Raw genomic sequence first — 13165 nt, 5'->3', positions numbered from 1 at the left:
AAGAGTGGTTCGGCCATTTTCTATTCCGAGCCCTCAGCCTGAGCCTTTACCTGCGCATAAGCGCGCACGATACGAGAGACGGTACTCTTGCTGATTCCCGTATACCGTTCGATCTCGCGCACCGTGTAGCCGCCATCGTGCAGAGCGAAAATGATTCCGTCTCGCCGCGAGGGCGCTACGGTCTTGAGTTCGTTGAGCGGCACACCCAGGCGCTTCGCCATCTTGTCGGCAAACGCACGCCGCTCCCACTCCGTCTCATCCATATCGTGAATCACCGGATCGGAACCATCGGGCATCGACAGAGAATAATCCAGAAACCCCTTGGCAGACTCAAAGAGCTCAAGCACACAAGAAGGATCCGAAAATCCCCTCGTCATATCGTTGTCATACGCTCGAAGATACTCGGCAAAGCTGCTCCAGGGATAACGCTCGATCAGGGCGATACCCGCCTCCTGCGGATTAGCGTGAACATAGCGAATGGCAGCCATCAGATAACGGTCGGTATCGAGCGAGCGCCGGTCAAAACGGTTCTGGAACAGATGGCCCGTGCGCCCCGTGCGTTTATTGAACCGCCGCGCGTACGTCAAAAGCAGCCGGTGCATCGCCGCGCTCATCGCGTCCTCGTAATCTGCAAGCACCAAATGCACGTGATTGCCCATAAGGCACCAGGCTACAACCGTCACGCCCGCCTCGCGGCAGCAATCACGCATCAGCTCCAAAAACTCCCACCGGTCTTCATCGCCCTCAAAGATGAGCTGCTTGCCCACACCGCGGGCACAGACATGGTAAAAGCCGGTAACCGTTCTCCAAACGCGCTGCATGGCGCTCCCTTCGCCGGGATCTGATTGCCATCCAATACAGCACGATTGAAGCGTGCCATCAAAACATTCACGCAAAACAATACACTCGCGCGGCCAAAGGCAGTAAACGGGCGGCGAACGGCACCGTTGCAACAGGTCAGACCCCGCAACGCATACAAGAGCTGACCAAAAGCTTGCCCAAGACGAACCCCCTCTACGGAAATTCGCGACCACAGAACATATAGTTAAACCGTTTCAATTAAAACTTCCGGACTTCTCGCTACGAAAACTGAGCCGTTCGCCGAATATTCCGTGCATTTCGCGGTATTATAGGGGCTGCATGTCATGTCCCTTTCGAAGGGTCGCCCGGCAATCGCCAGCCACGACCCCCAGACGGGACGCCAACACGATAGAGAGGAGAGGCATGCAGTACTCACAGGAAGTGGAGAACATGTGCCCCGTTGCCAAGGGTGCATACCACGGCCCCGCACCCATCCCCGAGGAGGGCAAGTGGGTCCAGGCTAAGGAGATTTCCGACATCTCCGGTCTTACGCACGGTGTGGGTTGGTGCGCACCTCAGCAGGGCGCCTGCAAGCTCACGCTGAACGTCAAGGACGGCATCATCGAGGAGGCCCTCGTTGAGACCATCGGCTGCTCGGGCATGACCCACTCTGCTGCCATGGCTTCCGAGATCCTTCCCGGTAAGACCATCCTCGAGGCCCTCAACACCGACCTCGTCTGCGACGCCATCAACGTTGCTATGCGCGAGATCTTCCTGCAGATCGTTTACGGCCGCAGCCAGACCGCGTTCTCCGAGGGCGGCCTGCCCGTGGGCGCCTCCCTCGACGACCTCGGCAAGGGCCTTCGCTCTCAGGTCGGCACCATGTTCGGCACCAAGGCCAAGGGCGCTCGTTACCTTGAGCTCGCTCAGGGCTACGTCACCCGCATGGCTCTCAACGACAAGAACGAGATCATCGCATTCGAGTTCCTGAACCTCGGCAAGTTCACCGACGCCGTCAAGGCCGGCAAGACCCCCGAGGAGGCCATCGCTGGCGCTATGGGCCACTATGGTCAGTGGGAGAACGCTGCCAAGTACATCGACCCGCGCACCGACGAGGAGACTCACTCCGTCGCCAGCGTGTTCCCGGTTCACGAGTAGAAAGGGAGGGAAATAACTATGACTGTTACGTTCGAAGGTTACGAGCGCCGCGCTGACAAGATCAACAAGTGCCTCGCCGACAACGGCATCGCCTCCCTCGAGGAAGCTCTGCAGATCTGCACCGACAAGGGCTTCAACCCGCGTGAGATCGTCAACAACACCCAGTCCATCGCCTTCCAGAACGCCGAGTGGGCCTACACCCTCGGTTGCGCTCTCGCTGTCAAGCGTGGCGCCAAGACCGCTTCTGAGGCTGCCGCCATCATCGGCGAGGGCATCCAGGCCTTCACCGTTCCCGGCTCCGTCGCCGAGGACCGCAAGGTCGGTCTGGGCCACGGCAACCTGGGCGCTATGCTGCTCTCCGACGACACCGAGTGCTTCGCCTTCCTGGCTGGCCACGAGTCCTTCGCTGCCGCTGAGGGTGCTATCGGCCTGGCTCTGAACGCCAACAAGGCTCGCAAGAAGCCGCTGCGCGTCATCCTCAACGGTCTGGGCAAGGACGCTGCTCAGATCATCGCCCGCATCAACGGCTTCACCTACGTGAAGACCCAGTTCGACTACTACACGGGCGAGCTCAAGGTCGTCGAGACCATCCCCTACTCCGATGGTCCCCGCGCTGCCGTTAACTGCTACGGCTCCGACGACGTCCGCGAGGGCGTTGCCATCATGTGGCACGAGAACGTCGACATCTCGATCACCGGTAACTCCACCAACCCCACGCGCTTCCAGCACCCCGTCGCTGGCACCTACAAGAAGGAGCGCCTCGAGGCTGGCAAGAAGTACTTCTCCGTCGCTTCTGGTGGCGGCACTGGCCGTACCCTGCACCCGGACAACATGGGCGCCGGCCCCGCCTCTTACGGCATGACCGACACCATGGGCCGTATGCACTCCGACGCCCAGTTCGCTGGTTCTTCCTCCGTGCCTGCGCACGTCGACATGATGGGTCTCATCGGCATGGGCAACAACCCCATGGTCGGTGCCACCGTCGCTTGCGCTGTCGCCGTCGAGGAGGCCCTCAAGGCCTAATCGCGCCCGCGCGATGCTCATATAGTTGAGCTTTAGAGCCGCTACCTTTTAAGGTGGCGGCTCTTTTTGTTTGCACTGTCGCAGGGTAGCTAATGCCGATATATCAGTTGGGGCGATATACGAGATGTGATGAGATGGAGCATCAGAACGCCCATGACGCCCACCTGCCATATGTGCCCTTTACCGATTTGCCGAGTCTTTGCGGCCCCATTGCCGATCACCCGTGCGACAATGCGCCGGACGAGAAAGGAATCCGATGGAATCGACTGATGTACTGGTAATTGGATCTGGCATTGCGGGCCTTTGCGCCGCCATCGAAGCGGCGCGCGCGGGCGTGACCGTCACTGTGGCAAGCGCCGGCAAGACTATGAGTGGATCAAGCTTCTTCCCCGGAACCTGGGGCTTGGGGCTTATCGGACCCGTTAACGAAGACGACGAACAAGACCTTATCGATACCATCCAGACCGTTGGTGGCGGCGTCGCCGACCCCGATCTTGTCCAGACGTTTGTCCACAGCATTCCCCAGGCAATTGAATGGCTCGAGCAAGACCTGGGCGTTGAGCTCCAGCGTCCGCAAAGCGCCGAGAGCGCCCAGCAAAAGCAGTTTATCCCCTGCTTTGACCACAAGACGCGCATGTGGCGCGGCCTCACCCGCAAACCCCTTGAGGACGCTCTGACAGCCCGGATCGAGTCGCTCGGCATTCGCCTGCTCCCCCGCCATGAGCTTATCGACCTTGTTGAGGACACGAACGGCAGAATAACCGGAACCGTGCTCTACGACCTCACCGAAAATCGAATCGTGCCCTTTGCTGCCAAGGCCACGATCATCGCAGCCGGTGGCACAAGCGGCCTGTTCGAGCGCAGCCTTACGTCGGCTGATGTGCTCAGCTCCTCGCAGGCCATCGCGCTGGCGCACGGCGCAACACTTACTAATATAGAGTTCATGCAGATGATGCCCGGCTTCATCGAGCCCAAGCGAAACCTTGTATTTAACGAGAAGACCTGGCGCTACGTCAAGTTCGACCAGTCGGTCGATATTGCCGACGGCAAGCTAAACGATCTGCTCGAGCAACGCTCCGGATATGGTCCCTTCACTTCGCGTCTGGATTCTCGCGCTATCGACCTAGCCATCGACCAAGCGGGAGCCGAAGACCTGGCGCTCCACTACGACTTCCCCCGCGAGGACGTCCCCGAGTTTGTGCAGACCTTTGCCACCTGGCTACAAGACGAGCACGGCATCGCGCCGACCGACGAGATGCGCGTGGCGATGTATGCCCACGCCGCCAACGGCGGTATCAAAATCGACAGGACCGCGCAAACGGGCGTTGAGGGCCTCTACGCTTGCGGTGAGGCAACAGGCGGCATGCACGGCGCCGACCGCATCGGCGGCTTGTCGAGTGCCAATGGCATCGTATTCGGGCGCATCGCGGGCGCATCGGCAGCTCGAGCAGCGCTGGACGCTCCCGAGGCGGCCGCTCCGATGGATATCGCCCTCCCTCAGTATGGCATTGCCACAACAGATGCCGAACGCCTGACACACAGCCTTAAGCACACGATGAGCACCTATTGCATGATCAACAGGACCGAAGCAGGTCTATCCAAGGCCCTGCAACAGCTTGAAAGCCTGAAAGACGAGGCAACTGCGCTGAGCAAGCCGCATGCCAATGACAGCGAGATCGCAGCCCTCGCCCGCCTGCAATCGCAGAATCAGCTGGCAACGGAGATGGTCAAAGCCATGCGCAAGCGGACCGAAAGCCTGGGTTCGCACTATCGATCGAATTAAACTGGACACCTATCTAGAGCAGAGCACAACTAATCGATATCTATGGGCCCCGTGACCTCGAAGTGGCACGTGGCCCATTCGTGTCCGCACGGCAGCGTATCCTTATTCTGAGTACAGAGCGGGCAAAGCGCGCATAGACAATAGATCAGCGAGGAGGAGATATGGACAGTAGAGATATCGAGAAGTGGCGTGTCGAACTTGATAGCTACGCCAATGTGGAAGACGGCGTTGAGTATTGGCTCGCACGCGATTTAATGGAACCCATGGGGTACACTCGATGGGAGAACTTTGCCGAAGTTGTTAAGAGGGCAAAAGTCTCGTGCGAAACAAACAAAACTCCAGTTGATTCCCATTTTCGTGACACCACGAAAATGGTAACTGCCGGTGTCGCCGCTCGCGCGGTTAAAGACTACAAGCTTACGCGCTATGCATGCTATTTAATCGCCCAAAACGGAGATTCAAACAAGCCAGAGATCGCGCTCGCCCAGGCGTACTTCGCCGTGCAGACGCGCCGCCAAGAGCTCATAGAGCAGCGCTTCGCAGAGATTCAGCGCTTGCAGGCGCGCCACTCGCTATCTGATTCAGAGAAACAGCTCTCGGGTATTGCGTTCAAACGCGGCGTGGACTCCAAAGGATTCGCAATCATCAAGTCGAAGGGCGATGAAGCGTTATTCGGCGGCAGAAGCACGGCGGAAATGAAGCAACAGCTCGGCGTATCCAAGAGCTCGGCATTGGCGGACGGGCTAGCCGATGTTCTCATCAAAGCAAAGGACCTTACGAACTCGATGACGGCCTTCAACGCCGAGGAACACGACCTGTACGGTCTGGACCAGATCAAGCAAGAGCACGTCGAGAACAACACAAGCGTGCGTGGCAGCCTCATCGACCGCGGAATTGTACCTGAGAACCTACCGCCTGCCGAAGATACAAAAAAGCTCGAGCGTCGCGTGAAGGCAGACGAGAAGAAACTCAAGGAAGGTACTGACGGTTTTACCGATCCCCAGGGTAGACTCGATCTGTGAAAGCGGCCGTGCCCTTTCGGGTTCGACCCCATGAAAGGTCAACAAAAAAGACGGTCAACTATCGCTGACCGTCTTAACATGCTTTGGTGGGCCGTCAGGGGGTCAGCCTGCTTTGCAGGCGGCCGCTGCGGCGCTTTGCGCCTTGCGCGCTGCGTTGGTAAATGCTTACGCATTTCCTCAGCTTCGCGCCCCGACGGGTTCGACCCCATGCGAGGTCAACAAAAAAGCGACCAGCCTAAGCCAGTCGCTTTAACATACTTTGGGTGGGCCGTCAGGGGGTCGAACCCTGGACCTTGGGATTAAGAGTCCCCTGCTCTACCAACTGAGCTAACGACCCGATATCAACACGAAGCAAGAACTGGGGTGGGTAAAGGGACTCGAACCCTCGACCTACGGGACCACAACCCGTCGCTCTAGCCAACTGAGCTACACCCACCGTGTCCTGTGCGCTTCGCACTCGACTATTATTGCAAGGAACGCCACGCGATGCAAGCCCCAATTTTCAAGAATTTTGAAAAGAGTTTTTCGAGACCATTTCGAGCATTTCCCACCGGTTTCATAGGAGTAAACTTGCCCCACTGCAAATGCTCGAAAGGACCGGCATGAAAGAACTCTCCAACCGCACGGCAACGTTTACCGATTCCGTCATCCGTCGCATGACGCGCATCTCCAACAAGTATGGCGCCGTCAACCTGTCACAGGGCTTCCCCGACTTTGATCCCCCGGCGCAGCTGCTCGATAGCCTCAGCACCATCGCCACCGATCCCAAGCCGCTCTACCACCAGTACTCCATCACCTGGGGCTCTCAGGCCATGCGCGAGGCGCTTGCCGCCAAGCAGGAGCACTTTATGGGCATGCCGATCAACCCCAACGAGAATATTGTAGTCACCTGCGGCTCCACCGAGGCCATGATGGCCGCCATGATGACGGTCACGAACACCGGCGACAAGGTCGTCATTTTCTCGCCGTTCTACGAGAACTACGGCGCTGACACCATTCTCTCGGGCGCCGAGCCCATCTATGTGCCGCTCAACCCGCCCACCTTTGACTTCGACCGTGAGGTCCTCGAGGCGGCCTTCCGCGACAACGATCCCAAGGCGATCGTCCTATGCAACCCGTCCAACCCCTGTGGCAAGGTCTTTACGCGCGAGGAGCTCACTTTTATTGCCGACCTGTGCAAGAAGTACGACGCCTACTGCATCACCGACGAGGTGTACGAGCACATCGTCTACGCTCCCCACGAGCACGTCTATATGGCCACGCTGCCCGGCATGTTCGAGCGAACCATCAGCTGCAGCTCGCTGTCTAAGACGTACTCCATCACCGGCTGGCGCCTGGGCTACACCATTGCCCCAGCCCAGATCACCGAGCGTATCAAAAAGGTCCACGACTTCCTCACCGTCGGCGCCGCCGCGCCCCTGCAGGAAGCCGTCGTCACTGCCCTCAATTTCGACGACAGTTATTACCAGGAGGTCCTCGACCTCTACACCGCCAAGCGCGACCTATTCTGTCAGGGACTCGACAGCATCGGCCTCACGCACAACGTGCCGCAGGGCGCGTACTACGTGATGATGGACATCTCTGAGTTTGGCTATGACAGCGACCTCGACTTCTGCGAGGATCTGGCCTCCAAGGTGGGCGTGGGCTCCGTTCCGGGCTCCAGCTTCTTCCGCGAGCCCGTCAACCACCTCATCCGCTTCCACTTTGCCAAGCGAGACGAGACGCTCAACGCAGCACTGGAGAACCTCAAGTTCCTGCGTGATAAAATCAAACCGCGCGGGTAAGGACGGCCCGGCACTAAATGCACCCCGAGGCCGGCCACATCCTGGTCACGCGCGACCCGCGCGACACCATCGGCGAGCACAGCGGCTGCCCCTTCCACGACAACTGCCTCGAGGGCCTCATCGCCGGCCCCGGCGTTAAAAGGCGCTGGGATGGCAAGAGCGCCGGAGACATGGCCGATGACCCGGAGGCCATGGATCTGCTCGCCGGCTATCTGGCGCAGGCGCTCATGACCTTCATCCTGTGCTATGCGCCGCAGAAGATCGTCATCGGCGGCGGCGTGGCCGACCACACCCCCATCGTGCCGCTCGCGCGCAAGAAGTGCGCCGAGATGCTCAACGGCTATATCGTCACGCCCGAGGTCAACGACATCGATACCTACATCGTCAACAACAGCCTCGAGGGCAAGCAGGGCATCATGGGCTGCCTGGCCCTAGGCGCACAGGCGCTTCAGTAACAGACGCACCCACAGGGCGTGGCGCACCCGGCAAATCCGACCTATGGAACGACGCCGCCACACCTCATATAAGCCCTCCAATAAAAAAGGCCGCCTAGGACCAAACAATGCGTCCTTAGGCGGCCTTTTTGGCGCACATCAGCGACCGTAAGAGATATCGGAGCACAACGCCCGTTGCCGCTCCACAGCAGTCGATCATCACATCAGCGATCATGCCGGCGCGTCCCGGCACAAAGAGCTGAATCGTCTCGTCGATCGAGGGAATCAGCAGCAGGAACACTGCCGTGGGCAGCAGCACGTCAAAGGTGCGTCGGCCCTCAAAATCAAAGGCGTGCGTTGCCAGGATGCCGAGCACCAAATACTCGGTAAAATGCGCGCACTTACGAACAACAAAGTTGGTCACCCATTCATATGGAAGTCCCACGCCGTGCAGGAAACCGCGGATAGCTTCCATGACCGTTAGGCTCAGTGAGCCCGACCCCGAGCCGGGAACCAGCGAATTGCCCCAGATCAAGAGCGCCATCAGGCAGGTTACGACCGCCCATTTTCGATTGATCTTAACCATGCAGAAGTTATGCCTCCGCACGGAGCGGCGCGAAGCTGGCGGTACCGCCCTCGATAACGCTCAGATAAGCACGGCCCGTACGCTTGGCGGTAGAGGACTGAAGACGCTCGATCTCTTCCTCGAGGATCTGATTGACGCGCTCGTGACGACGATTTTCCATAATGCCGGCGGCAATAGCCTCGGCCCGCTCGATGCTCTCACGCGAGATACGGGCAGTATCCTCGGGGAACACAGCGCTGTGACGGCCGACATAGGCGGGGGCAGCAGGCTGAGGGGCAGCGACGGGAGCGGGGGCTGAAACAGGAGCAGGCTCGTCAATCTCATCCAGAATCGCGGTGGCGGCGGCCCACATACCCTCGTGGCCCGAGTAATCGGCCATGGGGACATCAACCTCGAGCGAGGCGTCCGGAAGGTCGCCGGTGTCGATGCGATCTTGGGCATCAATCGATGCGGTGATGGCTGCAGGCTCATCGAGGTCATCGAGATCGATGCCCGCGGCACCGGAGATGATAGGCATGCTGGCGAGGTTTGCATTGTACGGCGCAGCCTCAGCCGCCTGCTGCTGGGCAGGAGCGCCCCAAAGCGAGCTTTCGGCGGCACGGCGGGCGGCAACAGCCTCCTCGTCCGCGGTCATGGCTTCATCAACGTACGAATTATCGGCAGAAGCGTTCGCGTCCGCCGAGGTAGCGCTGTAGGCGTTATTGACCGCCGCATTGGCGACGAGTGCCACGAAAGCCGCCGTGCTGCCCGCAGGGGCGGCCTGGGAGCCAGACACGGCGCGTGCCGCGGCGGCGATGTCGTCGCGATTGAAGGAGCCGGTCTGCCCGCCGTTGGTGAGCTCGTCGATGGCGACTTGATAGACGTCGCGCGAGTGTGCAGGGTCGCAGCTCACCGGCGAATCGTCGTCGAGCATACTGTCGATCATGGACCAAGCCTCGGCCTCGTCCATGGCATCTGCGGCTCGAGCGATGGTAGGGACACCATCATCGGCATGACGGCGCTGGAACGCACCAGTCAGGCCGGAAAGGAATGCCGAGGTAGACTGCTCCGCCTGAGCCTGAGAAGCAGAAGCCGCAGCGTAAGGAGTCGCATCCTGCTGCTGAGCTGGAATCGAGGCGGTCTTGAACTCGCTTTGATGCTGATTGAGATTGGCGGCACCGCCCATGGCATCAGGCTGGAACAGACGCTCTTCACGCCGCGCACGGTACTCGGAGATACCCAGCGAGGCGGCATAGATACCCACGCCCGCCACCGCGCCCACGGCGAAGGGAACCGCACCCGCCACGACCGTCTCGTTCACCGACGAAAACGGCAGCGTCGCGGCATACATAACCACGGGAGCGGCAAGGCCGATCCCGCACGAAAGTCCGGCAAGGACTGCTCGTTGTGTTGCATCAGAAGAAGCCATGAGCTCTCCCCATCTTCCAGCACCCAAATCGCATCATTCAGTTGGCTGCGCGAGAGAAGATGAAGCGGGGCTATGCCCCAAAGCAACGGTATATGGTTCGTTTCATCTGCGTTTTCCGTCGCGAAGCTTAAAAGCTATTATGCGAAACCGCCCTGTCGATTGCAAGCGACGATGTCGGATTGAAACGGGAAACCTGCTGCTTGCCAGTCTTATGGTCAAAAATAAGCGCGGAGCGGCGATATGGAAAAGGGCCGAGGCTCAAAGCCCCGACCCTTTATCGCATTGATGACTATCGCTGCGCGTGGATGACAACCTAGAACGTCTGCTCGTAGTCGCTGTGCTTTTTGGCCGAACGCACCAGGAACTCCTGGTTGGTGTTGGTGCCCTTAAGACCCTTGATAAACGATGCGGCTGCGCGCTCGGTGTTGTTCATGCCGGCAAGAATGCGACGCAGGCCAAAGACAAACGGGCGCATCTGCTCGTCGACCAGCAGATCCTCGTTGCGCGTACCGGAGGCAACGGGGTCAATGGCCGGGAAGATACGACGGTCGGCAAGATCGCGGTCGAGCTTAAGCTCCATGTTGCCGGTGCCCTTGAACTCCTCAAAGATGACTTCGTCCATCTTGGAACCGGTGTCGATGAGGGCAGAGGCCAGGATGGTGAGCGAGCCACCGTTCTCGATATTACGGGCTGCGCCCAGGAAGCGCTTGGGCGGATACAGGGCCGCCGAATCGACGCCGCCCGAAAGGATGCGGCCCGAGGCGGGCGCCGCCAAGTTGTAGGCGCGGGCAAGACGCGTGATGGAGTCGAGCACCACCACGACATCGCCGCCCAGCTCCACGATGCGCTTGGCGCGCTCGATGACGAGCTCGGCCACGCGGGTGTGGTTGTCGGCGGGCATATCGAAGGTCGAGGCCACGACCTCGCCCTTAATGGAGCGCTGCATATCGGTGACCTCTTCGGGGCGCTCGTCGACGAGCAGGCAGATGAGGTGCACCTCGGGGTTGTTAATCGAGATAGACTGGCAGATCTTCTTGAGGATCGTGGTCTTGCCGGCCTTGGGCGGGGACACGATCAGGCCACGCTGACCCTTGCCGATCGGCGACACGATGTCGATGGCGCGACCGGTAATGGAGTCCTTGCCGTGCTCCATGCGCAGCGGCTCGTTGGGATAGACCGGAGTGAGGTCACCAAACTTGGGGCGGTTGCGAATCTGCTCGGGGTCTAGACCGTTGACGGTCGTGATTTTGGCGAGGCCGGCGCGCTTGTCGCCGCCGCGCGAAGGACGCAGTGAGCCCTCGATGACGTCGCCCGTGCGCAGGCGCGCGGAGCGGATGAGGTAGGCGGGCACGAAGGCGTCGTCGTTGGACTTCATGTAGCCATGGGCGTGGATGATGCCGGAGCTGTCCGGGCGAATCTGCAGAATGCCCTTGATGTCGCGGAAGCCCTCTGCCTTCGCGGCGGTGACGTAGATCTCCTCGACGAGCTCGGCTTTCTTCTTGCCGGTCGTCTCGATCTCGAACTCCTTGGCCTTCTCGCGCAGCTCGGCGACCTTCATGGCAGCGAGCTCCTCACGCGAAAGCGTGGGCTCGGTGGGGGCGGCGTTACGCTCCTTGTTGCGCTGTTTGCGATCGCGCTGGCGATTGCGACGGTCGTTGTTGCGCTCGTTGCGTTCCTCGTTGCGCTTGTGCTGGCGACGGTTGGAACGAGTGCCGTCTTCGGCCTCGGCGGGCGCGGCAACATCGGTTGTGGCGGCGTCGGCATTGGCCGCAGCGGCGTCATTGGCCTCGGCGCCGGAATCAATCTGCGCTTCGACATCAGCCTGCTGCTCGGCGGCCTTGGCCTTAGCGGACTTCTTACGACCGCGCTTGGGCTTCTCGGATGCAGGCTGTTCGACGTCCTGGGGCTCGGCGGCATCAGTCGATACATCGGCGGTCGCCTCGGTGGAATCCTCGGACGCGCCCTTCTTGGAGGCCTTAGCCTTGGACGTGCGCTTAGCAGCGGTGCGACGGCTGCGACCGGGACGGACGTCGGCGGGCTCGGCATCGGCGGGAGCGGCCTCGGAAGTCGTAGCATCCTGGACGGGTGCATCGGCAGCGGTTGCAGACTCGGCGGTCGCCGCAGCATCCCGAGCGGCGGCGGCTGCGGCTGCGGCCTTCTCTGCCTCGACGAAGGCCTTGGGCTTGCGACCGCGACGGTGCGGGCGCAAAGCCGGATCGACAACGGGAACTTCGCTGGCCTCGACAGGCACAGCGGGCTCAGCAGGCGATGCGCCCTCCCCTGCCGCGGAACGGACCGAAGCCTCAGTGAGCTCGGGGGCTACCTGTTCCGCAACCTGCTCGGCCTTAGCAGCCGTGCGGCGGCGTGTGCGCGGTGCCGGCTTCTCGGTCGGCAGGTCGGCGGCAGGGGTCTCGGGCACAGACGGAGCTGCAAGCTCGGTCAGAGCCGCGGCCTCGCGCTCGGCAGCACGACGGCGGGCGCGCACCACCTGAGCCTCGCTAATCTGCGCCAACGCACGTGCCTGCGCGACCTCATCGGAAATCGGCGCCGAGGAGTCAGCTGCAACGGTGCGCTTGGCGCGCGTCGTGCGCGTGGTACGGCGCTTGGGCTTGGTGACCTCCTCGCCGTCAGTGGCAGGCTTGGCCGTGTGGCGCGTGAGCTTGGGCTTTGCCGGAGCAGCCTCCTCACCAGTTGCAGGCACGGCCTTCTCAGCCGCCACAGGCATAGGCGTCGAAGCAGCCTTAGGCGTCTCAGGAGCCGAGGCTTGCGCGGGCGCCGCGACCTGGTCCGACGCAACCGGTGCAGCGGGAGCGGCCTGCGTCGTCGTTATTTCGTTTTCTTGCTGTTGATCAGACACAGTGTTTGCTCAACTTTCTTTTCAAGCCCTGTAATCACATGCTCCCTGCATAAACCTTCAGGGCGGCTAAACAGTCTAGTTCCGTTCAAAACGACGGATATCATTGATCTGTATCGAGATGATTGCGTCATATACGCAGCGTTAGTGTAACACAACCGCAACCACCTGCAACTTAGTCATTGGACGTTCTTAAACGCCCAGTCATCAGGGACACTCCTCCTCAAAAGCGCCTTGAAATGTCGCGCCAGAGGAGTGAAGCCGTGGCACCCGGAATAGCCGCGCCACGAATCGCGCCCATCTACTACGTTT

At 60.5% G+C, this 13165-nt stretch carries 10 protein-coding genes and 2 tRNA genes; 6 read left to right on the top strand and 6 right to left on the bottom strand.

What is annotated here, in order from left to right; translation table 11 throughout:
- Positions 1 to 20: 20 nt before the first annotated feature.
- Positions 21 to 821, bottom strand: a complete 801-nt coding sequence (locus tag DXC18_RS07590; RefSeq protein WP_117716829.1) for a transposase — start codon at positions 819 to 821, stop codon at positions 21 to 23.
- A gap of 403 nt (positions 822 to 1224) precedes the next feature.
- Here DXC18_RS07590 and DXC18_RS07585 point away from each other — a divergent pair, with 403 nt between their 5' ends.
- The 4 genes from DXC18_RS07585 to dinD all read left to right on the top strand — a co-directional run bounded on the left by DXC18_RS07585 (position 1225) and on the right by dinD (position 5787).
- Positions 1225 to 1959 carry an iron-sulfur cluster assembly scaffold protein gene (locus DXC18_RS07585; protein WP_006235554.1) on the top strand — a complete coding sequence of 245 codons (735 nt, stop codon included), beginning with the start codon at positions 1225 to 1227 and terminating at the stop codon, positions 1957 to 1959.
- A gap of 18 nt (positions 1960 to 1977) precedes the next feature.
- The gene (locus DXC18_RS07580; protein WP_055252290.1) at positions 1978 to 2982 is read left to right on the top strand and encodes a GGGtGRT protein; all 1005 of its coding nucleotides are present in this window, start codon (positions 1978 to 1980) and stop codon (positions 2980 to 2982) included.
- A gap of 256 nt (positions 2983 to 3238) precedes the next feature.
- Positions 3239 to 4765 (top strand): FAD-dependent oxidoreductase, encoded by a 1527-nt coding sequence (locus DXC18_RS07575; RefSeq protein ID WP_117629102.1) that lies wholly within the window; start codon positions 3239 to 3241, stop codon positions 4763 to 4765.
- 161 nt (positions 4766 to 4926) lie between these two features.
- Positions 4927 to 5787: a DNA damage-inducible protein D gene (dinD, locus tag DXC18_RS07570; RefSeq protein WP_117629101.1), complete on the top strand. Its 861-nt coding sequence runs from the start codon at positions 4927 to 4929 to the stop codon at positions 5785 to 5787.
- 264 nt (positions 5788 to 6051) lie between these two features.
- Here dinD and DXC18_RS07565 read toward each other — a convergent pair.
- Together DXC18_RS07565 and DXC18_RS07560 are read right to left on the bottom strand one after the other, a co-directional pair.
- Positions 6052 to 6124: transfer RNA gene (locus tag DXC18_RS07565), tRNA-Lys, on the bottom strand.
- Positions 6125 to 6146: 22 nt separating this feature from the next.
- Positions 6147 to 6223 (bottom strand) — tRNA-His (locus tag DXC18_RS07560).
- Positions 6224 to 6371: 148 nt separating this feature from the next.
- Here DXC18_RS07560 and DXC18_RS07555 point away from each other — a divergent pair.
- Positions 6372 to 7571, top strand: coding sequence for a pyridoxal phosphate-dependent aminotransferase (locus tag DXC18_RS07555; RefSeq protein WP_233509044.1), 1200 nt, complete (start codon positions 6372 to 6374; stop codon positions 7569 to 7571).
- A 17-nt stretch (positions 7572 to 7588) separates the two neighbouring features.
- Complete coding sequence (locus DXC18_RS07550; protein ID WP_233503826.1) at positions 7589 to 8026, top strand: ROK family protein; 438 nt, start codon at positions 7589 to 7591, stop codon at positions 8024 to 8026.
- 115 nt (positions 8027 to 8141) lie between these two features.
- On the opposite strand, the gene DXC18_RS07545 is transcribed toward DXC18_RS07550, so the two are convergent.
- The 3 genes from DXC18_RS07545 to rho all read right to left on the bottom strand — a co-directional run bounded on the left by DXC18_RS07545 (position 8142) and on the right by rho (position 12856).
- On the bottom strand, positions 8142 to 8591 hold the full coding sequence (locus DXC18_RS07545) for a VanZ family protein (protein ID WP_117716827.1): 450 nt from the start codon (positions 8589 to 8591) through the stop codon (positions 8142 to 8144).
- Positions 8592 to 8598: 7 nt separating this feature from the next.
- Positions 8599 to 9999 carry a hypothetical protein gene (locus DXC18_RS07540; RefSeq protein WP_117716826.1) on the bottom strand — a complete coding sequence of 467 codons (1401 nt, stop codon included), beginning with the start codon at positions 9997 to 9999 and terminating at the stop codon, positions 8599 to 8601.
- A gap of 313 nt (positions 10000 to 10312) precedes the next feature.
- A complete protein-coding gene (gene rho, locus DXC18_RS07535) occupies positions 10313 to 12856 on the bottom strand; it encodes a transcription termination factor Rho (protein ID WP_370445791.1) in 2544 nt (847 codons plus the stop codon).
- Positions 12857 to 13165 lie beyond the last annotated feature (309 nt).

It is taken from the genome of Collinsella sp. OM08-14AT, from assembly GCF_003438115.1.
GTDB lineage: Bacteria > Actinomycetota > Coriobacteriia > Coriobacteriales > Coriobacteriaceae > Collinsella.
This window is presented reverse-complemented; position numbering and strand designations above follow the sequence as displayed.

What these genes read in the sequence shown, in the direction of transcription:
- DXC18_RS07540 (WP_117716826.1), bottom strand. Translation starts at nt 9,999, where the DNA reads ATGGCTTCTTCTGATGCAACACAACGAGCAGTCCTTGCCGGACTTTCG.
- DXC18_RS07555 (WP_233509044.1), top strand. Translation starts at nt 6,372, where the DNA reads ATGCTCGAAAGGACCGGCATGAAAGAACTCTCCAACCGCACGGCAACG.
- DXC18_RS07575 (WP_117629102.1), top strand. Translation starts at nt 3,239, where the DNA reads ATGGAATCGACTGATGTACTGGTAATTGGATCTGGCATTGCGGGCCTT.
- DXC18_RS07550 (WP_233503826.1), top strand. Translation starts at nt 7,589, where the DNA reads ATGCACCCCGAGGCCGGCCACATCCTGGTCACGCGCGACCCGCGCGAC.
- DXC18_RS07545 (WP_117716827.1), bottom strand. Translation starts at nt 8,591, where the DNA reads ATGGTTAAGATCAATCGAAAATGGGCGGTCGTAACCTGCCTGATGGCG.
- DXC18_RS07590 (WP_117716829.1), bottom strand. Translation starts at nt 821, where the DNA reads ATGCAGCGCGTTTGGAGAACGGTTACCGGCTTTTACCATGTCTGTGCC.
- DXC18_RS07585 (WP_006235554.1), top strand. Translation starts at nt 1,225, where the DNA reads ATGCAGTACTCACAGGAAGTGGAGAACATGTGCCCCGTTGCCAAGGGT.
- dinD (WP_117629101.1), top strand. Translation starts at nt 4,927, where the DNA reads ATGGACAGTAGAGATATCGAGAAGTGGCGTGTCGAACTTGATAGCTAC.
- DXC18_RS07580 (WP_055252290.1), top strand. Translation starts at nt 1,978, where the DNA reads ATGACTGTTACGTTCGAAGGTTACGAGCGCCGCGCTGACAAGATCAAC.